A 25,830-nucleotide genomic window follows, 5' to 3' on the forward strand; every position below is an offset into this window, starting at 1 on the left:
AGAAGCTGTCAGCCTCGAGAGAGCGTCCCTATCTCAAGCTGAAGGCGCTTCGCCGTCGGCCTTGATCTTGTAGGCCTGCGCGGCCGCGATCATGCCCCACATCGCGCCCAGCATCATCCAGAAGTGCCGCCAGTGATCGGTGTCGATCACGAAGCTTTCGCCGACGGTGCCGAGGAAGGCGGAGAAGACCGCGAGATAGGCGCGCTGCCAGGGTACACGCACGAAGATGTGCCTGAAGCCCATGATGACGGTGGTGAAGACCAGCGCGGGATAGCACACGCCGGAAAGCCAGCCGCCGGACATGAAGGCGTTCAGGTAGGAGTTGTGGGTGTCCTCGGGGAAGAAGCGGTGGAATTGCAGGGGGCCGATGCCGAACGGCAGGTCGAGCGCCATCTCTGCACCTAGGATGTGCCGGCCGAAGCGGCCGAAGCGGCCTTCGTCATAGCTCTGATCGAAGCTCGCGCGCTGCTTGAACATCTCGGCGGTGGAATCGAACGACAGCAGCACCGCGATCAGCGCGAGGCCCAGCACCGCGGCGACGATCGCCATGACGATGATGCGCGAGCGCTGCGCATTGGTGCGGCTGGTCAGCACCATCAGCGCCAGCATGAAGGCGGAGGTCAGCACCAATCCGCCCCAGGCGGCGCGGGAGAAGGCGAGCAGGATCGCCAGCGACATGAGGCCGAAGGCGATGACGTTGCGCAACGCCTTGGCCAGCCTGTCCGAGACCACGCTCTGAAGCGCGAACAGCGCCGGCAGGATCAGGAAGGCGCCGAGCACGTTGGGGTCCTTGAACGTGCCCCGCGCGCGTCCGTAGAGCGTCAGGAGGTCGTTGCCGCCGGGAACCAGGTGGAAGTAGCCGGCGACCGCCAACAGCGAGGCCACCATCGCACCGACCACGAGCCCGCGGCGGAGCATGTCGAGCCGGGCCGCCGTGTCTTCCGAAATGACCATCGCGAAGAACACCACGGTCACCGCCATGTACCAGGAGGTCGCGATCCAGGTCACCACCGCGGACTGCTCGAACAGCGGGATCGCGCTGATCGTATAGCCGACATTGAGAAGGACCAGCATCAGCACGAGCGGCATCAGCGCGAGCCGCAGGCGCAGGCCAGTGGCGAAGAAGGTGACGGTCGCGAGCAGCGTCGCGATCTCGTAGGGGCTCGGCTCGATGAAGACGATCGCGCCGGAGGCGCCGACCAGCCACACCAGCGCGCGCTGCAGCGCCAGCACGCCGGGGGCAGCCGGTGTGGCAACGTTCACTTCACCGGCTGTCGCCGCATATGCCATTACGCTCACGCTACCCGTACGCTACAAACACGGCTGTCATCGCCCGGCTTGACCGGGCGATCCAGTACTCTGCGGCGCCTATCGTGAAAAACGGCTGGCGCTGCGGCGTACTGGATGCCCCGCCCCAGTGCGCAATTGTGCACAAGGCGGGGCAGGACGAAGAAATTCAATACGCGTTCTCGTTCTTGGTCAGCAGCGAGATCGGCGTCTTCAGGAGAATGACGAGGTCGAACAGCACCGACCAGTTCTCGATGTAATACAGATCGAACTCGACGCGCTTCTGGATCTTCTCTTCGTTGTCGATTTCGCCGCGCCAGCCGTTGATCTGGGCCCAGCCGGTAATGCCGGGCTTGACGCGGTGGCGGGCGAAATAGCCGTCGACGGCTTCGTCGAACAGACGGCTCTGGAGCTTGCCCTGCACCGCATGCGGTCGCGGGCCGACCAGCGAGAGGTTGCCGGCGAACACCACATTGAAGAGCTGCGGCAGCTCGTCGAGGCTGGTCTTGCGGATGAAGCGGCCGACGCGGGTGACGCGCGGATCGTTCTTGGTCACGACCTTCGATGCGGTCGGGTCGGCCTGATGGTGGTACATCGAGCGGAATTTGTAGACGTCGATGCGCTCGTTGTTGAAGCCGAAACGCTTCTGGCGGAACAGCACCGGGCCGGGGCTGTCGAGCTTCACCGCCAGCGCCACCAGTCCCATCACCGGCAGCGCTGCGAGCAGCGCGAGGCCGCCGACGACGCGGTCGAACAGCCACTTCATCACCAGATCCCAGTCGGTGATCGGCGCCTCGAACACGTCCAGCGTCGGCACCTCGCCGAGATAGGAATAGGAGCGGGGACGGAAGCGCAGCTTGTTGTTGTGCGCGGAGAGGCGAATGTCGACCGGCAGCACCCAGAGCTTCTTCAGCATCTCCAGGATGCGCGTTTCCGCCGAGATCGGCAGCGCGAACAGCACGAGGTCGACGCGGGTGCGGCGGGCGAACTCGACGATGTCGTCGACCTTGCCGAGCTTGCGCGCGCCGGCGCAGGTGTCGAGCGCGCGGCTGTCGTTGCGGTCGTCGAACACGCCGAGCACGTGGATGTCGGAGTCTTCCTGCGCCTTCAACGCCTCGACCAACTGCTCGCCGTTGCTGTCGGAGCCGACGATGATGGTCCGGCGGTCGAGCCGGCCCTGGCGCGCCCAGCCACGCACCAGCGCGCGCAGCACCAGACGCTCAGCCATCAGCGCGGCTAGCCCGAGGAAGTAGAAGGCGGCAAGCCAGAGCCGCGAGATTTCGCTGCCGTACTTGGCGAAAAAGGAGATGCCGATGAACAGCAGGAAGACGAAGGACCAGGACGAGATCATCCGCGTCATCTGCCTGAGCTGACCACGGAACAGCTGCACCTGGTAGATGTCGGCGGCCTGGAAGCAGACCACGGCGGCGACCGCGACGGCGACGACCTCGGCGGGATAAATCCAGCTGAAGGCGCCGGAGAGCGGCATGACATAGCCGACATAGAGCGCAATGCCGACGAGGCTCAGCAGCACGAAGTCGGCCAGACGGACGAATCCGGCAATCACGACCGGCGAATAGGCGCGGGCGACCTTCTGGTTGACCACGTCGAGCGCGGCAGGCGAGAGCCGGCGACGGCGCTCCACGAAGGGCTGGTCAGCAGGTTTTGCCGCGGCACTGGTCGCGGCATCGAGCATCGAGCGTGCGTTGAGCGGTTCCACGGGCGTCCACGTCCATTCCAAAGCCCGCGGCACGGCGTTGAGCGCCCGGGCGAGCATCCCCTGGACCTTGGACTATCGAACAAATCGGAAGATTCTCTAAAGCGGGACTTAAGAATGGTTAGTGTTTGGTAAATGCATCGCGATAGCCGGCGAGCACGCCCTCAACCATCGCGGCTTGCGAGAAATGTGCCGAGATGCGCTCGCGCAAGGACGTCGCGCGCTGTGCGGTCGTTTGCGGATCGTCCAGCGCCGCGGCGATCGCCTCTGCCATGGCCTCGGGATTGCTCGGTGCAAACAAAGCGGGGCTGTCGGAGCCGAAGATTTCGGGGATGCCGCCGATGCGGGACGCGATCATCGGAATTCCGGCGGCACCGGCCTCGATGACGACGTAGGGCATGGAATCGCCGCGCGAGGGGACGACCAGCAGCCGCCCCTTGGAGAAGCCGTAGCGCGGCTTGACGTGGCCGATGAAGCGGATGGCGTCGGAGAGGCCCAGCCTCTCGACCTGCGCTTTCAGCGTCGCCGTTTCCTCGCCGTCGCCGCCGAGCGTCAGCGTGACCTTCCTGCCGCCCGCATGCAGCTGCGCCACGGCATCGACCAGCAGATCCGCGCCCTTGATGTGCCTGAACTCGCCGACATAGGCGAGGTCGGTGGCATCGTCGGCCGTTACGACAGGCTCGAACTCCTCGGGGGTGACGCCATTGAAGACGCAGCGCACCACGCCCTTGGGCGTGCCGACGATGCGTTGATAGGTGTCGCGGGCAAATGCGCTCTCGAACAGGAACAGGTCGGTCGAATCCATCAGCGCGCGCTCGAGCCGTGCGTAGAACTCGCCCTTGAGGGTGTTGAGGGGATAGTGCAGCGAACCGCCATGCGGGGTGTAGATGCGGATGGTGTCGTCGGAGCGCCGCCGCATGCGGATGAAGGCGCCGGCCTTGGCGCCATGGCCGTGCATCACGTCGGGCTTGAGCGTGGCGATCAGGCGCCGCATGCGAAGCCATACCAGGACATCGTCGGGCGACGGCTCGCGGCGGATCGCGAGCCGGTGCACGCCGAGCTTCAGCCGAGGCGCGAGCTCGGCGAGCGCCTTGTCGGCGCGCTCCCCGCCGGTGAGGCTATCGGCGAGAATGCCGACATGATGGCCGCGGTCGACCTGGCCGTTGGCGACGTCGAGGATGTGGCGGAAGATGCCCCCGACCGGAGCACGCACGGCGTGCAGGATGCGAAGTGGCCGGTCGGGAGAAGGGGACATGTTAGAAACCAGCTCGCCGGCGACTGCCGAACAATTCTCACGAAATAATCGTGAGGGATTAAGGGTCCTCGTGGTTAACAAACGGTGACGAGCGCGCGTGGCCGGCCGCCGTCCGTCGCGATTAACCCAGCGGCAACCTTAATGGAGTGTAATCGCCCCGGTTGAGGTAGAGTCGCAGCGTTGCCCTGCGGGAGTGTTCGATGCGTTTAGCGTTCTGGCGTGACAGCAAGGCCAAGGCGGTGATCGAGCGCGCAGTCTCGAAGTCCAGACCCAAGCCTGCGCCCAAGGTCGGCCCTAAGATCGAGGCCGAGGTTGAAGCGGGCCCTGCGCCCGTCGTCGCGAAGCAGGCCCAAGTCGAAGCCGGCGACATCGACCTGCGCGCGCTTGGAGCGGCATTGGCACGCAAGCGCAGCTGGATCATCGTGCCGACGGTACTGGCGCTCGTTGCGTCCCTTGCTGTCGTCAATCTCGTCACGCCGCGCTACAAGTCTGAAGCCCGCATCCTGATCGACGGCCGCGAGAACGTGTTCCTGCGCCCGAACAGCGACCGCACCGAGGAGCGGCAGGCGCTCGACGCCGAGGCCGTCACCAGCCAGGTGCAGCTGGTGTTGTCGCGCGATCTCGCGCGGGAGATCATCAGGAAGAACAAGCTCGCGGAACGCCCCGAATTCGACCCGGTGCTGCAAGGCATCTCGCCGCTGAAGTCGCTTGCCGCGCTCATCGGTATCGCCCGCGATCCGTTCTCGATGACGCCGGAAGAGCGCGTGCTCGATGCCTATTACGAACGCCTCCAGGCCTACGCGGTCGACAAGTCGCGCGTGATCGTGATCGAATTCCAGTCCGCCGATCCCGAGCTTGCCGCCCGCGTCGCCAATTCGATCGCCGACGGCTATCTCGTGCTCCAGCAGAGCGTGCGCCAGGAGCAGGCCAAGAACGCCAGCCAGTGGCTGGCCGGCGAGATCGAGAGCCTGCGCAAGAAGGTCTCTGACGCCGAGGCGAGGGTCGAGGACTTCCGTTCCAAGTCGAGCCTGTTCGTCGGAACCAACAACACCACGCTGTCGAACCAGCAGATGGGCGAGGTGAACACCCAGCTCAACAATGCGCGCTCGATGAAGGCGGATGCGGAATCCAAGGCCCGGCTGATCAAGGAGATGCTTCAGACCGGCAAGCCGATCGAGGCATCCGAGGTCGTGAACTCCGAATTGATGCGCCGGCTGTCGGAGCAGAGGGTGACCCTGCGCGCGCAGCTCGCCGAACAGTCATCCACGTTGCTCGGCAATCATCCGCGGATCAAGGAGCTGAAGGCGCAGCTTGGCGACCTCGATAATCAAATCCGCGACGAAGCGGCCAAGATCTCGCGCTCGCTCGAAAACGACGCCCGGATCGCCAGCGGCCGGGTCGATGGCCTGACCGTGAGCCTCGAGCAGCTCAAGAAGCAGGCGGCCTCGACCAACGGCCAGGATGTCCAGCTCCGCGCCCTCGAGCGCGAAGCCAAGGCGCAGCGCGACCTGCTGGAGACTTACCTTGCCAAGTATCGCGAAGCCAACACCCGCGAGACCATCGACACCGCGCCGACGGACGGCCGCATCATCTCGCGCGCCATCGTCTCGAACACGCCGGCTTATCCGAAGAAGCTGCCGATCGTGCTGATCGCGACCATCGCGACGCTGCTGCTGTCGTCCGGTGTCGTCGTCACCGGTGAACTCTTGCGCCAGACCGCGCCGCGCGCGGCAGCCGTGTTCACGCCGGCGGCGGTTCGGCGGGAGCCGGCGGTGGCTCGGCAAGACTTGGTGGTGGAGCCAGTCGTCAAACCCGTCAAAGAGCCGGCGCCGCTTCAGCCGGAGATCCCGGTCGATGCCGCTGTGACGGAGTTTGCCGAGATCGAGCACCTCGCCGACCGCCTGCGTGCCGCGGGCGCGGCGGCGAAGAAGGTCACGGTGCTCGGCACTGCGCCCGGCGAAGCCATCACGCTGTCGACGTTGACGCTCGCCCGGCACCTGGCGCGCGATGCCCGCGTCGTCGTCGTCGATCTCGCCGCAGCCTCGCCGATCATTGCCGCGGTGTCCGTCGACGCGTCGGCTCCGGGCCTTGCCGAATTGATGCAGGGCGAGGCCTCGTTCACCCAAATCATCACCCGCGACAAGCTCTCGCGGCTGCATCTGGTCATGGCCGGCCGTCCCGGATTCGACCGCAGCCTGCTGCAATCGCCGCGCGTGGCGCTCGCGATCGACGCGCTGCTGCGCGCCTATGACCACGTGCTGATCGATGCCGGCAGCGCCTCCGATCTTCCGGCCGAACTGCTGACGGCGCATGCCCGCGCCGTCGTGGTGCCCGATGCGTCGATGGCCGCTGATGCCCGCACGCTGATGTGCGATCAACTGAGGGCGGTCGGCTTCAGCGAGGTGACGATGCTGAGCAAGCCGGTGCAGGCTTCGGATGCGGTCGAAGCGCCGCGCGTCGTTGCGGCGTAGATCTTTTTCCCTCTCCCCTTGTGGGCCCCTTGTGGGAGAGGGTGGCTCGCCGCGGAGCGGCGAGACGGGTGAGGGGTCTCTCTCCGAGAGTCCATCTGTTCATCGAGCGCGCGGATAGACACCCCTCATCCGGCGCCATAGCCGATGCGAAGCATCGGCGTCCCTAGTAGACGGCGGCCGAAGGCCGCCTATGCCACCTTCTCCACAAGGGGAGAAGGGCAGGGCAGCAGTCATGTAAATGGCAATACCTACCCGAACGCCTGCCGCAGCCGTCGGGCCATGTCGAACAGCATCTGGTTCTGCTTCACCAGCCGCTTGCCGTGGCTGAGCGAGGACATGGCCATCGCCGCGAGCTTGCCGCGGGAGGACAGGGGCACGAAGCTGTCGAAGATCTCCTCGTCGTCCTTGCAGAACATTCGCTTGTACTCATCCGAGCCGATGCCGAGGTCGAGCGATCGGTAGCCGAATTCGGCACAGCGATCGATGATGTAGCGCATCAGGATCAGGCCGGGGCTGTAGCGGGCGTGCTCGGACATCGTGTAGGTGTTGAACATCATCGAGAAGCGCTCGCCGTCGGCGACGCCGGCGAAGATCGCGATCACCTCCTCGTCGCATTCCAGCGCGTGGATGTCGATGACGCGGCCTTCGCTGCGCGGCGCAAGGCAGGCGCTGCGGACGAACTGTTCGACGCCGGGCTCGGCGAAGACGTTCGGGAGCTTCTGTTCCGCCATCCGTACCGGCTTGACGCGGAAGAACCAGTCGAGCAGCCGGGTGATGTCCGCGTCCGACGTTGCCTGGTGATAGCGGTAGCCGGCGAGCGACTGAAGCTTCTTTTCCTTGCTCTTGAGGCGGCGGCGGAGCGAATTGCTGATCCGCGATGCCGGCGGGCCGCCGGGCTCCATCACCAGCCGCGGACAGCCGTTGATCGCGCTCTGTCGCGGCAGTAGCGCAAACGGGTTCTGCTGGTCATGCCAGCTCTGCGGCTGCTGCGTCAGCACGAGCACGTCGAGATGCTCTCGCAGCGGCGCAAGCAGTGCATCGAGATCGGCGATGGCGACCTGTGCCGCGAACTCGGCATTCCACAGGGCCATGTTGAAGGTCGTATGCTTGCCGCCCATGAAGCAGGCCGTGCGCACGCCGTGGCTTTGGCGTTGCGAGAGCGGCAGCAGCAGCAGCGGGTGGCGCTCGGCGTCGCGGGCGATCACGATGAACGGCCGGGCGCCTTCATGGGCGCCCACCAGGCGTTGCCACGGGCTGAGCAGGTCGAAGCGTTGGTAGGGCGTGAAGAGATGGCCGTTCGCCTCGAAGGCACGCCAGATCGCCTCAACCTCGGCGAGATCGGTGACGATATCGACCTGCGCGATACGGCTCGCTCTCGACCGCGCTGGCACTTCTGCCGTCCGGCTTTGCATCGCCGCAGCCATGGTCATTCGCGAAACCTGTCGAGAAATCCAGAATACGTATTTCGGCCTGTGGCCGACCTTTGCAAACAAAGGTCAACAAAGGGTAATGACGATGGGAGAGGAAACGGGCGCGGGCGAGCGCGAAGGGCGGGAACTTGGCATCCGACGACAGATGGCTGGAACGGCTGCGCCTTGAACTGGCCTGGTTCACTGGCCGGGCCATGCTGCACAGTCGCGGTGCCGGCGTCATCCTGCGCTTTGCGCATGTGCGGCCGCGGCGGCGCGGATTTCAGCCGCTGCGCGCCAACGAGATCACGCCGCAATTTCTTGACCGCGCGATTCGCGCGCTGAAGCGGTGGAGGTACGATTTCCTCGGCATGGACGAGGTCTGCCGGCGCGCGGTGACGCTGCCGGAGAAGCGTCGTTTCGTGGCGCTGACCTTCGATGGCGCGCCCAAGGATTTCATCAACTTCGCCTATCCGGTGCTGACGCGCCATGCCGTGCCCTTCACGATCTATGTGCCCACCGCCTTTCCCGACGGCGTCGGTGAAGCCTGGTGGCTCGGTCTCGAACAGGTGATCGCGCGCGAGAGCCGGATCAGCTTGATGGTGGGCGACCGGGAGCAGCGTTTCACCGTCACCGGCAATGCCGAGAAGCAGGCACTGTTTTCGTATCTCGAGAGCTGGCTGCGCTCGTTGCCGCCCGCGGAGCTGTCGGCCGCGATTGCCGATCTCTGCACGCGCTACAGGATCGATCTCGCCGCGGTCTCGCGCGAGGCGTCGATGGATTGGGAGGACCTGGCGCAGCTGGCCGCCGATCCGCTCGTGACGATCGGCAGCGCCACCGTCAACTATCCTGTTCTCGCCAACATGAGGGATGCCGGCGCGCTGCGCGAGATGACGATGGGCAAGGCCGTCGCGGAAGCGGCTTTTGGCCGCGAGATCAGGCATTTCGCTTTCCCGTTCGGCGATCGCTCTTCGTTTCGGCGCAGCCACGTCGTGATGGCGGAGGAGGCCGGATTTGCCAGCGCAGTGTCGACGATCCCGGGCATCGTGGACGCAGAGGGGCGCACCAATCTGCGCGCGCTGCCGCGGATTTCCTGGGACGGACGAGTGCGTTCGCTGCGGATGATGCGCGTGCTGGCGTCGGGTGTCGCCTTTGCGCCGGTGAAACCGACGGGCAGCGCGACGGGCCAGACTTAACGCGTGGACTTGACGCGGTCGGGCCGCTGCATCCAGCTCACGATCGGCATCGCGGGCAGCACCCAGCCCATGCCGACCACGACATAGTAGATCGCCTGCCGCCAGCCGGACTCGGCGATCCACGGCATCTGCGCGGCCGCCATGCCGAGCAGGGACCAGACCGTGGCCAGCACCAGGAGCAGGATGGCGCCGAGGAACTTGCGGGTGCGGATCGTCATGGCGGAATGTCGCGGTCTTGGCGTAACTTGCGCTGCGGGAGCGGGGGACTATAAGGGGCACGCAGTCCGGTTCAAGCCTGGTTTTTGCTCCTGATGACGACGATGTCCACTCCGTCCGAGCCGCATCGCGCCGTGCGCTGGTGGCTGATCGCCGTGGCCGCGCTGATCGCACTGATGGTGCTGGTCGGCGGCGCGACGCGGCTGACGGAATCCGGCCTGTCGATCGTCGAATGGAAGCCGGTCACGGGCAGTGTTCCGCCGCTCTCGGAGGCGCAGTGGACCGAAGCATTCGAGGCCTACAAGAAGATCCCGCAATATCGCGAGCTCAACGCCGGGATGAGCCTGTCCGAGTTCAAGGAGATCTTCTGGTGGGAGTGGAGCCACCGGCTGCTCGGGCGCTTCATCGGTCTCGCTTATCTCTTGCCGTTCCTGTTCTTCCTCTGGCGCGGCGGCCTGTCGGGCGAGTTGAAGCGGCGGCTGTGGCTGTTGTTCGCGCTCGGCGGTCTGCAGGGTGCGGTCGGCTGGTGGATGGTCGCCTCGGGCCTGACCGGGCGGGTCGAGGTCTCGCAATACCGGCTGGCGACACATCTGGTGCTGGCGCTTCTGATCTTCGCCGGGATCGTCTGGACGGTGCGGCGGCTCAAGGAGCGGCCGCAGATCTCGGCGCCGGCACGGCTTCGGCTCACGAGCGCGCAGCTTCTCGCCGTGACCTTCGTGCAGATCTATTTCGGCGCGCTGGTCGCGGGCCTGCGCGCCGGACGCGCCTACAACACCTGGCCGCAGATCGACGGCGCGTTCATCCCGTCGGCGGAGCGGTTGTGGTTCGAGACGCCGTGGTGGCGCAACATGTTCGACAACGTGCTGACGGTGCAGTTCGAGCACCGCATGACCGCCTACCTGCTGTTCGTCCTGGCGGCGCTGCACGCAATCGATGCGGTGCGCTCGCGCGCAGGGTCGGCGGCGAGCGGCGCGCTGTGGCTGCTTGCAGCGGTGAGCCTGCAGGCGGTGCTCGGCATCCTCACGCTGCTCAACCAGGTGCCGATCGATCTCGCGCTCGCCCACCAGGCGGTCGCGATCGTGGTGTTGACGCTTGCGGTGATGCAGGTCGAACGGCTGGCGCCGCGGCAATCAGCGCAGGCCCAGCCGCGCGCGGTTCCGGTCAGTCAGCCCGGCTGATCGGAGATCAGCAATAGCCGTAGACGCCGCACGCGTAGGGCAGACGCCAGAAATAATCGACCTGCTTCCCGCCGTAATACGCGCCCTGATAATCGTAGCTCCAGGGGCGGCCGTAATAGCCCGGCAGCGCGTGTGAGCCCGGCAGCAGCGGCGTGCCCGGCAGGTTGCGGATGTAGCTGCCGATGCCATAGGCCGGCGAGATCAGCGCATCCGGATCGGTTTCGACATAGACCTGCGGCGGATCCTGCGGCGGCGGCACGGCGGCGCGCCGCTTCGGCGTCGCCGGCAGATCGGCGGCCAGCGCGCCTGAAACCATCAGCATCGCCGCAAGGGCAGGCACCATCCAGCGCAGCATCGTCGGCTCCGAATCAAAAGGGGCGATCCAAAGACGATGTATGGGGCAGATGTGGTTAATGACTGTTAACTGACGGCAGCCAAGACGGCCGCCGTCATTCCGGGGCGGTGCGAAGCACCGAACTATGGTGCGCAATTGCGCACCTGAGAATCTCGAGGTTCCGGGTTCGGTGCTTTGCACCGCCCCGGAACGACCCCAAGTTCAAGCCCCCAGCGCCTGTTCCAGATCCGCGATCAGGTCTTCCTTGTCTTCGATGCCGACCGAGAGCCGCACCACGTCGGGGCCGGCGCCGGACTTCACTTTGGCGGCGTCGTCGAGCTGGCTGTGCGTGGTCGAGGCCGGATGGATCACGAGCGAGCGGGTGTCGCCGACATTGGCGAGGTGCGAGAACAGCTGCAGCTTCGACACCAGGTTGACTCCGGCGTCATAGCCGCCCTTCAAGCTGAAGGTGAACACCGCGCCGGCGCCCTTCGGCGCATATTTGCGGGCGAGCTGGTTGTACTTGTCGCTCGGAAGGCCGGCATAGCTCACCGAGGCCACCGCGGGGTGGCCGGCGAGAAATTCGGCAACCGCCTTGGCGTTGTCGCAGTGTTTCTGCATGCGCAGCGGCAGCGTCTCGATTCCGGTGAGGATCATGAATGCGTTGAAGGGCGACAGCGCCGGGCCGAGGTCGCGCAGGCCGAGCACGCGGCAGGCGATCGCGAAGGCGAAATTGCCGAAGGTCTCCTGGAGGCGGATGCCGTGATATTCCGGGCGCGGCTCCGAGAGCATGGGGTATTTGCCGCCCGCGGACCAGTCGAAGGTGCCGGCATCGACGATGATGCCGCCGAGCGAGTTGCCGTGGCCGCCCAGGAATTTCGTCAGCGAGTGCACGACGATGTCGGCGCCGTGGTCGATCGGGCGGATCAAATAGGGGGAAGCCAGCGTGTTGTCGACGATCAGCGGTACGCCCGCCTTGCGTGCGACCGTCGAGATCGCCTCGATGTCGGTAATGCTGCCGGCGGGATTGGCGATGGACTCGATGAAGATGGCTTTCGTGCGCGGCGTCACCGCGCGCTCGAAGCTCGCGATGTCGTCGGGATCGGCCCACACCACGTTCCAGCCGAAACTCTTGAAGGCGTGCGTGAACTGGTTGATCGAGCCGCCATAGAGCTTTCGCGCGGCGATGAACTCGTCGCCGGGCTGCAGCAATTGCTGCAATACCACGACCTGCGCGGCATGGCCCGAGGCCACTGCAAGCGCGGCCGTGCCGCCTTCAAGCGCGGCGACGCGCTCTTCGAGCACGGCATTGGTCGGGTTACCGATGCGGGTATAGATGTTGCCGAACGCCTGCAGCCCGAACAGCGAGGCGGCATGGTCGGCGTCGTTGAAGACGAAGGACGTCGTCTGATAGATCGGCGTTGCGCGCGCACCGGTGGTGGGGTCGGGCTGCGCACCGGCATGCACGGCAAGAGTCGAAAATCCCGGAAGGCGATCGCTCATTTGGGGCGTCCTGTTTCTCGTTGTCTGAAATCGCGCGGCATGCTGATCGGCGCCGCGCTCGCCGTCAAGGCGCGGCTTCACATCGGAATGATCGTGCTGCGCATTGTCGCGTTCGCGAAAGAAATCCTTCGCAAGTGCGTCAGCTCTGTTCGCTCTTGTTTTTCGCGGCGCGATCCGATGCTGCGGTATCGCCGCCGCCGACACTCGTCCGATTGAGAGATAGCCGCATGCCCTGCGTCGGTACCGGCGCCCGCTTCGAACTGAGCGTGCGCGAATTCACGCCCATCCAGGAGATTTCGGACGACAGTCGGCCATACTCGATCTTCGGGCAGCGGTTCATGACCACCTTGATGCCGACCGACTCCGCCTTTGCCGCCGCGGCATCGTCGCGCGCGCCGAGTTGCATCCAGATCACCTTCGGCAGCGGATCGAGCGTGAGCGCCTCTTCGATGACAGGCATGATGTGGCTGGAGTTGCGAAAGATGTCGATCATGTCGACGGGACGCCCGAGATCGGAGAGCGAGGCGACGAACGGCTTTCCGAGCAGCTCCTTGCCGACATGGCCGGGGTTGATCGGGATCATGTCGTAACCACGCTGCGCCAGATATTTGAACGCGAAATAGCTAGGCCGCACGTTGACCGGCGAGGCACCGACCATCGCGATCGATTTCACGCTGTTGAGGATGCCGCGGATATAGTTGTCGGGATAGGCGTCGTGGTTCATGGCTCGTCTTTTTCCTTGTCATTGCGAGGAGCGAAGCGACGAAGCAATCCAGTCTGTCGCAGAGGAGGGATTTCTGGATTGCTTCGCGGAGCCTGTCATCGGGCCGCACTTCGCGCGGACCCGTTGGCTCGCAATGACGATTTCACTCATCCCGCCATGTCGGCGTGCGCTTCTCGATGAAGGCGCCGATGCCTTCCTCGGCGTCGCGCGCCATCATGTTCTCGGTCATCACCTCTGCCGCATAGCGATAGGCGTCTGCAAGGCTCATCTCGGCCTGGCGGTAGAACGCCTCCTTGCCGAGCTTGATCGTGTAGGCGGATTTCAACGCGACCTTCTGCGCCAATGCAATCGCGGCGTCGCGCTCGGTGCCGGCGGGAACGACGCGATTGACGAGCCCGATCTCGCGGGCACGCGCGGCCGGAATCGGCTCGCCCGTCAGCAGCATCTCCATCGCCTGCTTGCGCGGGACGTTGCGCGACAGCGCCACCATCGGCGTCGAGCAGAACAGGCCGATGTCGACGCCGGGCGTCGCAAAGCTCGCTGCCTCGGAGGCGATCGCGAGATCGCAGCTCGCGACGAGCTGGCAGCCGGCCGCGGTCGCGATGCCCTGGACAGCGGCGACCACCGGCTTCGGCAGGTGCACGATCGCCTGCATCATCGCACTACAGGCGTTCATCATCTCGGCGAAGAAGGCGCGGCCGCGATCCGGATCGGCGCGGCGCGCGGTGAGTTCCTTCATGTCGTGGCCGGCGGAGAAGGCGGGGCCGTGGGCCGCGATCACCACGCCGCGGACGGCCTTGTCGCTGCTGATATCATTGAGCTCGGCATGCAGGCCCGCGATCATCGCCTCCGACAGGCTGTTGCGCGCGGCCGGGCGGTTGAGCGTCAGGACCGCGATGCTGCCGATCGTCTCGCGCATCAGGATCTGTGGTTGCGGGGAGGGGGTGCGGGCGGCCTGGACGGACATTGACGCGATTTCCGCTAAATGATTGCAATTGGATGACACAGATAACTTAATGTAACAGAGCAAGCGAAGCGAGGGTGGGGAACGGCATGGCGGTAGCGAGGATGAGCGTGGCGGAGCTTGAGCTGTTCCTCCGTGATGAATTTCCCCAGGCCTTCAGCGGTGACGACATCACGATCGAGAGCGCGGACGGCCAGACCTGCCTCCTGCGCCAGCGCTACAGCGAACGGATGCTGCGGCCGGGTGGAACCGTGTCCGGCCCGACGCTGATGGCGCTGGCCGATTTCGCGATGTACGTGGTGCTTTTGTCGGCGATCGGGCCGATCGGGCTCGCGGTCACCACCAATCTCAACATCAATTTCCTGCGCAAGGGCCAACCCGGGCAGGATGTGCTGGCGGAGGCGCGGCTGCTCAAGCTCGGCAAGCGCCTCGCGGTCGGGGAAGTGAACCTGCTGTCGGGAACCTCACCCGACCCGATTGCCCATGTCACCTCCACCTATTCCATTCCAAATGTTTGATGTTTTTGCAGGTAATATGGCACCATATTTGTAAGTGACTGATTTTACGAATGTAATTTCCGTCCTTGGGCATTGACCGTTGCGCGTCTCTTCTCTAGAAAACCGCGCAGTCCGGTGCGGTGTTCGCGCCGATGTCTCCCTCACGGAAATTCTGACATGAAAACCTTTTCGGCAAAGCCGGCCGAGGTGACGAAGAAGTGGGTGCTGATCGACGCCAAGGGTCTGGTCGTCGGCCGTCTCGCCACCATCGTCGCCATGCGGCTCCGCGGCAAGCACCTCCCGACCTACACCCCGCACGTCGATTGCGGCGACAACGTCATCATCATCAACGCGCAGCATGCGGTCCTCACCGGTCGCAAGCGCGAGCAGAAGACCTACTACAAGCACACCGGCTATGTCGGCCACGTCAAGGAGCGCACCGCGCGCCAGATCCTCGAGGGCCGTCATCCCGAGCGCGTGCTCGAGAAGGCCGTCGAGCGCATGATCCCGCGTGGTCCGCTCGGCCGCGTGCAGATGGGCAACCTTCGCGTCTACGGCGGGGCCGATCATCCGCACGAGGCGCAGCAGCCCGAGAAGATCGATATCGCCAAGTTGAACCGCAAGAACACGAGGGCCGCATAACATGGCCGAATCCATCCAGTCGCTCGACCAGCTCTCGCAGCTCAAGACGGCGGCAGCGCCCGAGGCGCCCAAGCACGAGAAGAAGGTCGACAAGTTCAACCGCGCCTATGCCACCGGCAAGCGCAAGGACGCGGTCGCCCGCGTCTGGATCAAGCCGGGCGCCGGCAAGGTCACCGTCAACTCGCGCGAGGTCGAGGTCTATTTCGCCCGTCCCGTGCTGCGCATGATGATCGAACAGCCGTTCTCGGTGGCGCAGCGTTCGGGCCAGTACGACGTGATCTGCACCGTCGCCGGCGGCGGCCTGTCCGGCCAGGCCGGCGCGGTCCGTCACGGCATCTCCAAGGCGCTCACCTATTTCGAGCCGGAGCTGCGCGGCGTGCTCAAGAAGGGCGGCTTCCTCACCCGCGACTCGCGCGTGGTCGAACGCAAGAAGTACGGCAAGGCCAAGGCCCGCCGCTCCTTCCAGTTCTCGAAGCGTTAATCGCTTTTGTCGCATTCGCCGCGAAAGCGGCTTCAATGAGATGCAAAAGGGCGCTGATTTCAGCGCCCTTTTTGCTGTTCGTTTGTATGCAAATTGATGGCGTGTTTCCCGAAAACTTAGGGATCCGCGAAAACCTGAATGGAACTCGCCGGACCTAGCGTCGCCTTTCGGAAGGGCGCGCAAATCGGATGTTCCGATCGCGTAACTGCTATGTTCTAGAGGGGGCCGACATGATGTCGCTCGATAGCATCACGCTCTATTTGGTCGCCACCATGGTTGCCGCACTGCTCGGCGCCATGATGGTGTTTTTCGGCAAGCAGGAGAACAGCCCCGCGCTGAAATGGTGGGGCACCGCCTATCTGCTCGGTGCCGCCTCGGTCGCGCTGTGGACGGCGGCGGGCGACAGGCTGGGTCCCCATATTTATCTTGCGCTGAACGCCGTCGGTTTCGTCGCCTGCGGCATGGTGTGGAATGCGGCGCGCGTCTTCCACGGCCGCAAGCCGAACTGGCCCGGTCTCGTGCTTGGTGCGCTCGCCTGGGTCACTGCTGCGACGCTGCTCGATCCCGCCGCGTCCATGCTGCGCATGCTCCTCGGTGCCGGTATCGTCTCGATCTATGCGGCGCTGACCGCGAGCGAGCTCTGGACCGAACGGCGCAAGAGCGTGCAACGGCGCTGGCCCGCCTTCGTGATTCCGGTGATGCACGGCTGCGTGTTGATGCTGCCGATCCTGATCGGCAGCTTCCTGCGCCCGCATGATGCCGGCTTCTCCTCGAGCATCTGGGTCACCGTGTTCGCGGTCGAGCTCATACTCTATTCCGTCGGCACCGTGTTCGTGATCTTCATGCTGGTGTCGGAACGCACCGTCACCGCGCATCGGACCGCGGCGTCCACCGATCCTTTGACCGGCATGCTCAACCGCCGCGGCTTCTCGGAGGCCTGCGCGCGCGTGATCGAGCGCGAGGCCAAGGCCGGGCGTCCCGTGACCGTGATGATCTTCGACATCGACCACTTCAAGTCGATCAACGACCGCTTCGGCCATCCTGCCGGCGACGAGATGCTGAAGCTTTTCTCCACCGTCGTCGTCAGCAATTTGCGCATCTCCGACCTCTCGGGCCGCATCGGCGGCGAGGAGTTCGCCGCGCTCCTGCCGTGTTCGCTGGAGGAGGGCGTGCTGGTCGCCGAGCGCGTGCGCGAAGCGTTCGAGACCTCCGGCGTCGTGGTCGACGAGGGCCCGGTCGACACCACGGTCAGCATCGGCGTCGCCGGCGGTCCGGCCGGCACCGAACTCGAAGTGCTGCTGGCCTCGGCCGACACCGCGCTCTACCAGGCCAAGCGCGGCGGCCGTAACCGCGTCGAGGCGGCCGAGGAGCTGCCACTGTCGCTGGAGAACTGGCGCCGCCAGAGCGCGGCACGGATCGGCGCGCCGCGGGCGCGGCCGGCCACCGCCTGATCGCAGGGGCCTTGCGGTAATCCTCTGTTTACCGTTCGATTCCTACCATCGCGGGCATGGAATCGATCCGTCGACAGAATCCGCAAATCACCCTGATGTCGCTCGAAGCAGCCGCGGCCTCCGCACGCGGAGGCTTCGCCTGTCTGTTCTCGACCGCCGATGAATACGAGACGGCGCTGATCGCCGAGCGTCGCGCGCAGGGGCGCTATGGCCAGCACCGCAGCTATTGGCCGTTCGCAATGTTCGCCGGTTGCGTGTTCATCGTTGCGGGCACCGTTTTGCTGCTCGCCTGACAGGCCTGCATTCAAGAGACCTGCATATTCCAGGGAGCCAGGCGCCGTTTTCGGCGCCTTTTTCTTTGTCGCCGTCTGCGGTAGACACGCCGATCGAACGAAAAGGTGGAAACCGATGATCACCGAGATCGCGCAAATCGACGTCAAGCCGGGCAGCGAGAAGGATTTCGAGGCGGCCGTCGCCAAGGCCAAGGCCGCCTTCGGCGGCTCCAAGGGGTTTCACGGCTTCGAATTGCACAAATCCATCGAGAAGCCGCAGCGCTACCGGCTGATGGTGAAGTGGGCGACGCTGGAGAACCACACCGTCGACTTCCGCGGCTCGGAGAATTTCACCGAATGGCGCGGCCTCGTCGGCCAGTATTTTGCCTCGCCCCCCGAGGTCGAGCACACCGAGACCGTGCTGACGACCTGAGCGGCTCTATTTCTGGAGCATGATCTCCGCGAAAACGCGTTCCGCGTTTGTCGCGAAGGAAAACCGCTGCGCACGTTTCCGGATCATGCTCTACGCCGCCTCAGCGAGAGGCGGCGCCTCATAGGTCTTGAAGTGGTCGATCATGACCTTGGCGATGGCGACCAGCGGCAGCGCCAGCGCGAGGCCCCAGATGCCGAACACGACGCCGAGCAGGATCTGGAACGCGAACAGCGTGGCCGGCGGGATGTCGAGCGCCTGCCGCTGCAGGATCGGCGTCAGCACGTAGCTCTCCATGGCGTGAACGCCCATGAAGAGGAGAAAGGCCGACAAGGCCGGGATCCAGCCCGAGGCGAGGCTTGCCAGCACCACGATGACGCCGGCGATGATGGCTCCGACGGTGGGGATGAAGGCGAGCAGACCCGCCTGGATCCCTAAGATGAACGCGCCGGGGATGCCGATGATCGCGAGGCCAATCCAGGTCACGACACCGACCGCGATCATGACGACGATCTGGGCGATCAGCCAGCGCTCCAGCGTTTCGCTGATACGGTCGATGACGAGGGCGACACGCGTGCGGTGCCTCGCCGGTGCCAGGAACAGCAGGCCGTCATGATAGACGCCCGGCTGGGCGGCGAAGGCAAGGCCCAGGAACAGCACGATGAAGATGTTGCCGACGCCGTGAATGGTGCCGAGCAGCAGCTTGAAGGTCTGGCTCACGATCGCCCCGCCGCTGGAGGCGAGCGCGCCGGCACCGGGCAAGGGACCGCGCGATGGCGCCGCTGGCGCGGGCGTTGCGTCCGGCGACGTCATGGCCGAGGCGTCCGACGCAGCGTTGCCGAGATCGAAGAAGCTGGTGTCGATGCCGTGGGTTTCCAGGAAGGACCTGACATTCACGATCTGCGACTTGATGGTCTTGCTCAGCAGCGAGGCCTGTTCGGCAATGGTGGCGCCGCCCAGATAGGCGATGCCCGCCAGAAGCAGGGCGAGCGCGACGCAGACGATCGCAAGTCGGACCGTATGAGGCAGGTGAACCCGGCGGCCGAGCGCATGGACCAGCGCGTTGAGGCCGAGTCCGAGCAGCATGCCCGTGAAGATCAGCAGCAGGGTGGCTGCAAAATACCATGTGAAGGCGAGCAGTGCGGTGAACAGCACGACGCCGATGCCTCCGATCGAAATCGCCCAGGCCTGATCCCGAGCCAGGTCGGTGCGGGTCCGGAGGCGTTCATCTCTGGGAATCGTCACATTGGATCCTTTTCGAGGGCGGCGGCGCTTGCGCACTCTTTCGCGAAATCCTGGCGCGGATCAAGCGGGACACGGGCCGGATCGGCGCGCTGGTCGCCAACGCGGGGCTGTAAGTCCCCTCCGAGCGATCGGACTCGCCGCCGCCCGGCCTGCCACGGCGCTCCAGTCCGGGTATTTGCGCGAAAATAGCATTGCCGTCCCGCGATCCCTTCTGTTGAATTTGTTCCATCGGAGGGGCATGTTGACGGAATCTTCTTACCTGGAGGCGCGGAACGACAGATGAGAAAGCCGGTCGTCGGCGTGATCGGGAATTCCCATCGCGTCGAAAATCGATTTCAGGTCCAGATGGTCGGCGAGCGAAACCTGCGCGCCGTGGCTGAGGTCTCCGGCGGCTTGCCGGTGATGTTCGCGGGCTCGCCCGACATCACGGATATCGCGGCGCTGCTCGATACCGTGGACGGCATCATTCTCACCGGCGCCCGCGCGAACGTGCACCCGACCCGTTTCAACGTCGATCCTTGCGAGAAGCACGAGCCCTACGACATCCACCGCGACGAGGTGGCGCTGGCGCTCTCCGTCGCCTGCGTCTCCCGCGGCATCCCCCTGTTCGGCATCTGCCGCGGTCTCCAGGAGATGAACGTCGCCTTCGGCGGCTCGCTGCATCCCGAGATCCGCGAGATCCCGGGTCGCATGAACCATCGCATGCCCCGGCTCGAGAACGGCGAGATCCATCCCGATCCGACGGTGGTGTTCGCCGATCGCCATGACGTCGACCTGACGCCGGGCGGGGCGTTCGCGAGAATCCTCGGCTGCGAGAAGATCCGGGTGAATTCGCTGCACGGCCAGGGCATTCTCGAACCCGGCAAGCGCGTCCTGATCGAGGGCGTCGCCGAGGACGGCACGATCGAGGCGATCCGCATCGCCGAAGCCCCGGCCTTTGCGCTCGGCGTGCAATGGCATGCGGAGTACGATCCGCAGCACAACCCGATCAACCGCAAGCTGTTCGAGGCCTTTGGCGAAGCCTTGGTCGAGCGGCAGAAGGCGGCGGCGTAGCTCGCGCTCGTGTCCCGGACGCGCTGCAACGCGGGAGCGTTGCGGCGCAGAGCCGGGAAGCCAGCTTCTGCCACGTTGCACACTCGGCCTGGACTGAGTAGGGCGGATTAGCCGAAGGCGTAATCCGCCATCTTTACTTCATGGGGCGGCCGCAAATGCCGAACTACCGCCGTGCACTTGTTCCAGGTGGCTGCTGGTTCTTCACGGTCAATCTTCTTGATCGTAGGCAGCGGCTGCTCGTCGAGCACATCGCAGCGCTGCGCGCGGCCGTTGCAGCGACGCGTCGGGACTATTCGTTCACTATCGATGCGTTTGTCGTTCTTCCGGACCACCTTCATGCGGTCTGGACGCTTCCCGGCGGCGATGCCGACTTTTCGATGCGGTGGAGATCGATCAAAACGCGCTTCGCGAAGTCCCTGCCGAAGACAGAGCCTTTAACCGCTGTACAGATCGCAAGACGGGAGCGTGGCGTATGGCAGAACCGGTTCTGGGAGCACCTCATCCGCGACGAAACCGACTACGCACGCCATGTCGAGTATTGCTACATCAACCCAGTCAAGCACGGATATGTGACCCGCGTGTTGGATTGGCCGCATTCGTCATTTCACCGAGATGTCGAGGCCGGACTGTTTCCGGCGGATTGGGCGGGAGATAGCAACGCGGATGGTAACTTTGGCGAACGTGCGTGAGCGTCGCACGCAGTTGGCGGATTACGCCTTCGGCTAATCCGCCCTACGAGGACTGGCTATCCAAGGTGCATCCCAAATTTCCGACGGAATAAACTGATCGGTAGGAATTGGTCCGCTCAGATTTTTTCGGCTCTGATTTGTTCTCCGAGAACGAACTGGAGTCAGATGCGGAACGAAAGCTGATGGCGACTCCGTGGCGCAGGGTTTCTCTACCGTGTTGAATCGTAGATGCACTCAGGCTGTGCTCAGCGAGAGCGTCGCGACCAGACTGCGTCCATCGGTCATGCCACCGGCACCAGCCTCACACCGCCCGCTCCATCCGTCGTGCGCGATAGGCTTGCGGTGACATCAGCGTCAGCTTGCGGAACGCCTCGCGGAAGCTGCTCTCATACTCATAGCCGGCAGCGCGCGCAATGGTCTTGATCGGCTGCAGCGTCGATTCCAGCAGGGTGCGCGCGTGCTCGACATGGCGGCGCATGATGAAGGATTGCGGCGGCTCGTGCGTGAGCTCCTGGAATTTGCGGCTCAGCGTACGCTCGCTGAGACCGAGCGCGTCGGCAATCCTGCATGGACATTCCCGTTGCGATGCACAATCGCAACGTTGATCTCCACGCGCAGCATTGAGGTTCATAAGAAGAATACCATATGTCCTGAAAGGGAGCCCTTGCCGTGCAGACCATGAAGGCGGCCCTCGTTGCGGCGATCACCGTCGTGGCTTTGATCTGCTGCCTCCTTCCCAGCTCAGCGGAGGAGAGCAGCCGTGTTGCAGTTGTTGTTACGATCGACGGGGCGATTGGCCCTGCATCGGCCAGCTACGTGCGGGAGGCTTTGGCCAAGGCGAGCGAACGGCGCGCCGAGGTCGTGCTTCTGAGGATGAACACTCCCGGCGGTCTCAATTCCAGCATGCGCGAGATCATCGCTGATGTGCTCGCGTCGCCCGTTCCTGTTGTCGGCTACGTCGCTCCTTCCGGCGCCCACGCGGCGAGTGCCGGGACCTATATTCTCTATGCGACCCACATCGCGGTGATGGCACCAGGCACCAATATCGGTGCGGCGACGCCGGTCCAGATCGGCGGGCCGCTGCCGGGCCTGCCAAGCGGTACACCGGACAAGGATGGCAAGGACAAGAAGGATGAGCCGAAGGACGCGATGACGGCGAAGGCCACGAACGATGCCGTCGCCTTCATCCGCAGCCTCGCCGAGCTGCGTAACCGCAATGCGGACTGGGCGGAGAAGGCGGTCCGTGAGGCTGCAACACTCACTGCCAACGGCGCGCTGGAGGCACATGCCATCGATCTCGTCGCGCGCGATCAGGCTGAATTGCTGCGGCAGCTCGATGGCCGTGTGGTGGAGGTTGCCGGCGGCAGGACGCAACGCCTCGCGACGAAGGATGCTGTCGTCGAAGCCATCGAGCCGGGATGGATATCCCGCTTCCTGGCAGTCATCACCAATCCGAACGTGGCATTCATTCTCCTGATGGTCGGCATTTACGGCCTGATCTTCGAGTTCGTATCTCCCGGTGCGGTCGCGCCGGGAGTCGTCGGCACGATCTGCCTGCTGACCGGCCTCTACGCACTCAATTTGCTGCCGATCAATTATGCCGGTCTCGCCTTGATGTTGGTCGGACTGGTGCTTCTCACCGTCGAAGCCTTCAACCCGACCGTGGTGGTCGGCTTCGGAGGGATCATCGCCTTCGTGCTGGGAGCGATGATGCTTTTCAGGAGCGAGGCGCCTGGCTACCAAGTGTCGTGGTGGGTGATCGGCGCCACTGCGGCAGTGTTCAGCGGCTTTGCGCTGATCGTGCTTGGTTCGCTTCGGCGCGTCCGCAAAGCTCCTGCGCTGGTCGGCGCACAGGCCATGCGCGGCTTGCCTGCCGAGATTCTCGACTGGAACGGGAACGAAGGTCATGTCTTCGCCCATGGTGAGCGCTGGCAGGCGCGCGGCGCCGAGACGTTCAGGCCCGGAGAGATCGTCGAAGTCGCCAACATCATCGACCTGACGCTGCTGATACGCCGCACACCCGCCCGAACAGGCGAGGGAGGTACGTCATGATGCTCGAATATCTGACATATGCGGCGCTTGCGCTGCTCGTCGTCGTGTTTCTGTCCCAGGCTATTCGAATCCTGCGCGAATACGAGCGTGGCGTGATCTTTACGCTCGGCCGCTTTACCGGCGTGAAGGGCCCGGGTCTCATCATCCTCGTGCCGATCGTGCAGCAGCTCGTAAAGGTTGATCTGCGGGTCATGGTGCAGGTCGTGCCGCCGCAGGACGTGATTTCGCGGGACAACGTGTCCGTCAAGGTCAATGCCGTTCTGTACTTCCGCATCGTCGATCCCGAGCGGGCAATCATCAAGGTCGGCGACTACATGGCGGCGACCAGCCAGCTCGCCCAGACCACGCTGCGCTCGGTGCTCGGCAAGCACGAGCTCGACGAGATGCTTGCCGAGCGGGACAGGCTGAACGCCGACATCCAGGAGATCCTCGACAAGCAGACCGACGTCTGGGGCATCAAGGTCACCGGCATCGAGATCAAGGACGTCGATATCAACGAAACCATGGTTCGCGCGATTGCCAAACAGGCCGAGGCGGAACGCTTGCGGCGGGCCAAGGTGATCAACGCGATGGGCGAGCAGCAGGCGGCCGAAAAGCTGGTCGAAGCCGGCAGGATCCTCGCGCAGGAGCCCCAGGCGATGCAGCTGCGTTACTTCGCGGCCCTGCACGACATCGCCGGCGAGCGGTCGTCGACGGTCGTGTTTCCGCTGCCGACGGGCCTGCTCGACCACTTTATGCCGCGGCCAAATAACCCGTAGCGATAGGCTTGCCGCAACGTCCAAAACGAAAAGGCGCCCCTTTCGGAGCGCCTCTTGCCTGTCGAAAAGCGTTCGAGCCGATCAGCCCGAATAGTACATGTCGAACTCGATCGGGTGAGGCGTCATCTCGAAGCGCTCGACCTCGGTCATCTTCAGCTCGATATATGCGTCGATGAAGTCGTCGTCGAACACGCCACCGGCCTTGAGGAAGGCGCGGTCCTTGTCGAGGTTTTCGAGCGCCTCGCGCAAGCTGCCGCATACCGTCGGGATCTGCTTCAGCTCTTCCTTCGGCAGGTCGTAGAGGTCCTTGTCCATCGCCGGACCCGGATCCATCTTGTTCTTGATGCCGTCGAGGCCGGCCATCAACATCGCGGCGAAGCCGAGATAGGGGTTGGCGAGCGGATCGGGGAAGCGCACCTCGACGCGCTTGGCCTTCGGCGAAGCGGTGTAGGGGATGCGGCAGGAGGCCGAGCGGTTGCGCGCGGAATAGGCGAGCAGCACGGGGGCCTCATAGCCCGGGACCAGACGCTTGTAGGAGTTGGTCGAGGGGTTGGTGAAGGCGTTGATCGCCTTGGCGTGCTTGATGATGCCGCCGATGTAGTGGAGGCAGGTCTCCGACAGGTCGGCATATTTGTTGCCGGCGAACACCGGCTTGCCGTCTTTCCAGATCGACTGGTGCACATGCATGCCCGAGCCGTTGTCGCCATAGACCGGCTTCGGCATGAAGGTGGCGGTCTTTCCGTAGATGTGCGCGACCTGGTGGATGCAGTACTTGTAGATCTGGAGGTGGTCGGCCATCAGCGTCAGCGTGTCGAACTTCATGCCGAGCTCGTGCTGGGCGGAAGCGACCTCGTGGTGATGCTTCTCGACCTTGACGCCCATCTTGGCCATGGCCCCGAGCATCTCCGAGCGCATGTCCTGCACGGAGTCCTGCGGCGGCACCGGGAAATAGCCGCCCTTGGTGCGGACGCGGTGGCCGAGATTGCCGCCCTCATATTCGGTGTCGGAATTGGTCGGCAGCTCCGAGGAGTCGAGGCGGAAGCCGGTGTTGTAGGGGGTGGACGAGAAGCGCACGTCGTCGAACACGAAGAACTCGGCCTCGGGGCCGACGAACACGGCGTCGCCCACGCCCATCGACTTCACCATCGCCTCGGCCTTCTTGGCGATGCCGCGGGGGTCGCGGTTGTAGGGCTCGCCGGTGGTCGGCTCGAGCACGTCGCAGGTGATGACCATGGTGGTCTCGGCGAAGAACGGATCGATCGTCGCGGTCACCGGATCGGGCATCAGGCACATGTCGGACTCGTTGATCGCCTTCCAGCCGGCGATCGAGGACCCGTCGAACATCGTCCCTTCGGCGAAGATGTCTTCATCGATCATGCTGACGTCGAACGTGACGTGCTGCCACTTGCCGCGCGGATCGGTGAAGCGCAGGTCGACGTACTTGACGTCGTTGTCCTTGATCGATTTCAGGACGTCTTTGGCGGTCTTCATGCATACCCCTTTTGGCTCTGCGGATCGGTTTCCAGATGAGCAAACTCGTTCTCGCTTTGGGCGAGTTTTGCGCGACCGCACAAACGAAATCAGGCCGCCGAAGCAGCCTTATTTCTTGTCGGAGTGTCGCAAAACGCGGGATAGCACCCGGCTCAGATAGCGTCCAGCCCGGATTCGCCGGTCCTGATGCGGATCGCCTCTTCGATGTTGGAGACGAAGATCTTGCCGTCGCCGATGCGGCCGGTCTGCGCGGCGCGGCGGATCGCGTCGATGGCGCGCTCGACCAGATCGTCGCCGATCACGATCTCGATTTTTACCTTCGGCAGGAAGTCGACGATGTATTCTGCGCCGCGGTAAAGTTCGGCGTGACCCTTCTGCCGGCCGAAGCCCTTGGCTTCGGTGACGGTGATGCCTTGAAGACCAACTTCCTGAAGCGCTTCCTTCACCTCGTCGAGCTTGAATGGCTTGATGATGGCTTCGATTTTCTTCACTGCGCGACTCCCGGCCTCTCGATC

At 64.5% G+C, this 25,830-nt stretch carries 26 protein-coding genes; 13 read left to right on the forward strand and 13 right to left on the reverse strand.

The genetic code is table 11. The features are described from left to right. Positions 1-33: 33 nt before the first annotated feature. The 3 genes from H1B27_RS16750 to H1B27_RS16760 form a co-directional block, all read right to left on the reverse strand. On the reverse strand, positions 34-1,290 hold the full coding sequence (locus H1B27_RS16750; RefSeq protein WP_197966799.1) for an O-antigen ligase family protein: 1,257 nt from the start codon (positions 1,288-1,290) through the stop codon (positions 34-36). Positions 1,291-1,456: 166 nt separating this feature from the next. Then, positions 1,457-3,007 carry an undecaprenyl-phosphate glucose phosphotransferase gene (locus tag H1B27_RS16755; protein ID WP_197966800.1) on the reverse strand — a complete coding sequence of 517 codons (1,551 nt, stop codon included), beginning with the start codon at positions 3,005-3,007 and terminating at the stop codon, positions 1,457-1,459. A gap of 118 nt (positions 3,008-3,125) precedes the next feature. Beyond that, the gene (locus tag H1B27_RS16760) at positions 3,126-4,259 is read right to left on the reverse strand and encodes a glycosyltransferase family 4 protein (protein ID WP_197966801.1); all 1,134 of its coding nucleotides are present in this window, start codon (positions 4,257-4,259) and stop codon (positions 3,126-3,128) included. A gap of 200 nt (positions 4,260-4,459) precedes the next feature. On the opposite strand from H1B27_RS16760, the gene H1B27_RS16765 reads away from it, so the two are divergent. Beyond that, the gene (locus tag H1B27_RS16765; RefSeq protein ID WP_197966802.1) at positions 4,460-6,730 is read left to right on the forward strand and encodes a GumC family protein; all 2,271 of its coding nucleotides are present in this window, start codon (positions 4,460-4,462) and stop codon (positions 6,728-6,730) included. Positions 6,731-6,978: 248 nt separating this feature from the next. Here H1B27_RS16765 and H1B27_RS16770 read toward each other — a convergent pair whose 3' ends face one another. Then, entirely contained in the window at positions 6,979-8,160 is a 1,182-nt protein-coding gene (locus tag H1B27_RS16770; protein WP_197966803.1) for a GNAT family N-acetyltransferase, read from the reverse strand. Positions 8,161-8,288: 128 nt separating this feature from the next. On the opposite strand from H1B27_RS16770, the gene H1B27_RS16775 reads away from it, so the two are divergent. Beyond that, positions 8,289-9,335: a polysaccharide deacetylase family protein gene (locus H1B27_RS16775; RefSeq protein ID WP_197966804.1), complete on the forward strand. Its 1,047-nt coding sequence runs from the start codon at positions 8,289-8,291 to the stop codon at positions 9,333-9,335. On the opposite strand, the gene H1B27_RS16780 is transcribed toward H1B27_RS16775, so the two are convergent. Continuing rightward, positions 9,332-9,553 carry a DUF2842 domain-containing protein gene (locus H1B27_RS16780; RefSeq protein WP_061877803.1) on the reverse strand — a complete coding sequence of 74 codons (222 nt, stop codon included), beginning with the start codon at positions 9,551-9,553 and terminating at the stop codon, positions 9,332-9,334. The two genes, H1B27_RS16775 and H1B27_RS16780, sit on opposite strands and share 4 nt — an antisense overlap. A 93-nt stretch (positions 9,554-9,646) precedes the next feature. Here H1B27_RS16780 and H1B27_RS16785 point away from each other — a divergent pair, with 93 nt between their 5' ends. Continuing rightward, positions 9,647-10,729: a COX15/CtaA family protein gene (locus H1B27_RS16785; RefSeq protein WP_197966805.1), complete on the forward strand. Its 1,083-nt coding sequence runs from the start codon at positions 9,647-9,649 to the stop codon at positions 10,727-10,729. Between the two features lie 7 nt (positions 10,730-10,736). Here the strand turns inward: H1B27_RS16785 and H1B27_RS16790 are convergent, their stop codons facing one another. From H1B27_RS16790 to H1B27_RS16805, 4 genes are all read right to left on the reverse strand, one after another. Next, a complete protein-coding gene (locus H1B27_RS16790; RefSeq protein WP_197966806.1) occupies positions 10,737-11,084 on the reverse strand; it encodes a hypothetical protein in 348 nt (115 codons plus the stop codon). Between the two features lie 201 nt (positions 11,085-11,285). Continuing rightward, positions 11,286-12,566, reverse strand: a complete 1,281-nt coding sequence (locus tag H1B27_RS16795; RefSeq protein WP_061877806.1) for an O-acetylhomoserine aminocarboxypropyltransferase — start codon at positions 12,564-12,566, stop codon at positions 11,286-11,288. 139 nt (positions 12,567-12,705) lie between these two features. Further along, the gene (locus H1B27_RS16800; protein WP_197966807.1) at positions 12,706-13,290 is read right to left on the reverse strand and encodes a CoA-binding protein; all 585 of its coding nucleotides are present in this window, start codon (positions 13,288-13,290) and stop codon (positions 12,706-12,708) included. 142 nt (positions 13,291-13,432) lie between these two features. Continuing rightward, entirely contained in the window at positions 13,433-14,257 is an 825-nt protein-coding gene (locus H1B27_RS16805) for an enoyl-CoA hydratase (protein ID WP_197966808.1), read from the reverse strand. Between the two features lie 86 nt (positions 14,258-14,343). Here H1B27_RS16805 and H1B27_RS16810 point away from each other — a divergent pair, with 86 nt between their 5' ends. The 6 genes from H1B27_RS16810 (at position 14,344) to H1B27_RS16835 (ending at position 18,030) form a co-directional block, all read left to right on the forward strand. After that, a complete protein-coding gene (locus H1B27_RS16810) occupies positions 14,344-14,772 on the forward strand; it encodes a PaaI family thioesterase (RefSeq protein ID WP_061877809.1) in 429 nt (142 codons plus the stop codon). Positions 14,773-14,928: 156 nt separating this feature from the next. Next, a complete protein-coding gene (gene rplM / locus H1B27_RS16815; protein WP_018642440.1) occupies positions 14,929-15,393 on the forward strand; it encodes a 50S ribosomal protein L13 in 465 nt (154 codons plus the stop codon). 1 nt (position 15,394) lies between these two features. Continuing rightward, on the forward strand, positions 15,395-15,874 hold the full coding sequence (rpsI, locus tag H1B27_RS16820) for a 30S ribosomal protein S9 (RefSeq protein ID WP_028178828.1): 480 nt from the start codon (positions 15,395-15,397) through the stop codon (positions 15,872-15,874). A 230-nt stretch (positions 15,875-16,104) separates the two neighbouring features. Beyond that, on the forward strand, positions 16,105-17,325 hold the full coding sequence (locus H1B27_RS16825) for a GGDEF domain-containing protein (RefSeq protein ID WP_061877811.1): 1,221 nt from the start codon (positions 16,105-16,107) through the stop codon (positions 17,323-17,325). A 56-nt stretch (positions 17,326-17,381) separates the two neighbouring features. Continuing rightward, positions 17,382-17,618 (forward strand): hypothetical protein, encoded by a 237-nt coding sequence (locus H1B27_RS16830; RefSeq protein WP_197966809.1) that lies wholly within the window; start codon positions 17,382-17,384, stop codon positions 17,616-17,618. Between the two features lie 115 nt (positions 17,619-17,733). Then, positions 17,734-18,030, forward strand: coding sequence for an antibiotic biosynthesis monooxygenase family protein (locus H1B27_RS16835; RefSeq protein ID WP_028155908.1), 297 nt, complete (start codon positions 17,734-17,736; stop codon positions 18,028-18,030). 90 nt (positions 18,031-18,120) lie between these two features. On the opposite strand, the gene H1B27_RS16840 is transcribed toward H1B27_RS16835, so the two are convergent. Continuing rightward, the gene (locus tag H1B27_RS16840; RefSeq protein ID WP_197966810.1) at positions 18,121-19,272 is read right to left on the reverse strand and encodes an AI-2E family transporter; all 1,152 of its coding nucleotides are present in this window, start codon (positions 19,270-19,272) and stop codon (positions 18,121-18,123) included. A 279-nt stretch (positions 19,273-19,551) separates the two neighbouring features. Between H1B27_RS16840 and H1B27_RS16845 the strand changes: the two genes are divergently transcribed. Together H1B27_RS16845 and H1B27_RS16850 are read left to right on the forward strand one after the other, a co-directional pair. Then, positions 19,552-20,325 carry a gamma-glutamyl-gamma-aminobutyrate hydrolase family protein gene (locus H1B27_RS16845; RefSeq protein ID WP_061877814.1) on the forward strand — a complete coding sequence of 258 codons (774 nt, stop codon included), beginning with the start codon at positions 19,552-19,554 and terminating at the stop codon, positions 20,323-20,325. 155 nt (positions 20,326-20,480) lie between these two features. After that, positions 20,481-21,014, forward strand: coding sequence for an REP-associated tyrosine transposase (locus H1B27_RS16850; RefSeq protein ID WP_197966811.1), 534 nt, complete (start codon positions 20,481-20,483; stop codon positions 21,012-21,014). Between the two features lie 301 nt (positions 21,015-21,315). Here H1B27_RS16850 and H1B27_RS16855 read toward each other — a convergent pair whose 3' ends face one another. After that, on the reverse strand, positions 21,316-21,645 hold the full coding sequence (locus tag H1B27_RS16855; RefSeq protein WP_246515482.1) for a helix-turn-helix domain-containing protein: 330 nt from the start codon (positions 21,643-21,645) through the stop codon (positions 21,316-21,318). Between the two features lie 38 nt (positions 21,646-21,683). Between H1B27_RS16855 and H1B27_RS16860 the strand changes: the two genes are divergently transcribed. Then, positions 21,684-23,066: an NfeD family protein gene (locus H1B27_RS16860; protein WP_197966812.1), complete on the forward strand. Its 1,383-nt coding sequence runs from the start codon at positions 21,684-21,686 to the stop codon at positions 23,064-23,066. Then, entirely contained in the window at positions 23,063-23,824 is a 762-nt protein-coding gene (locus H1B27_RS16865; protein ID WP_061877817.1) for a slipin family protein, read from the forward strand. Before H1B27_RS16860 ends, H1B27_RS16865 begins: the two co-directional genes overlap by 4 nt. 81 nt (positions 23,825-23,905) lie before the next feature. Here the strand turns inward: H1B27_RS16865 and glnA are convergent, their stop codons facing one another. Further along, positions 23,906-25,315 carry a type I glutamate--ammonia ligase gene (gene glnA / locus H1B27_RS16870; protein ID WP_197966813.1) on the reverse strand — a complete coding sequence of 470 codons (1,410 nt, stop codon included), beginning with the start codon at positions 25,313-25,315 and terminating at the stop codon, positions 23,906-23,908. A gap of 152 nt (positions 25,316-25,467) precedes the next feature. Next, the gene (locus H1B27_RS16875; RefSeq protein WP_007603495.1) at positions 25,468-25,806 is read right to left on the reverse strand and encodes a P-II family nitrogen regulator; all 339 of its coding nucleotides are present in this window, start codon (positions 25,804-25,806) and stop codon (positions 25,468-25,470) included. Between the last annotated feature and the right edge of the window lie 24 nt (positions 25,807-25,830).

The organism is Bradyrhizobium diversitatis, assembly GCF_016031635.1.
GTDB classification, from domain to species: Bacteria; Pseudomonadota; Alphaproteobacteria; order Rhizobiales; family Xanthobacteraceae; genus Bradyrhizobium; species Bradyrhizobium diversitatis.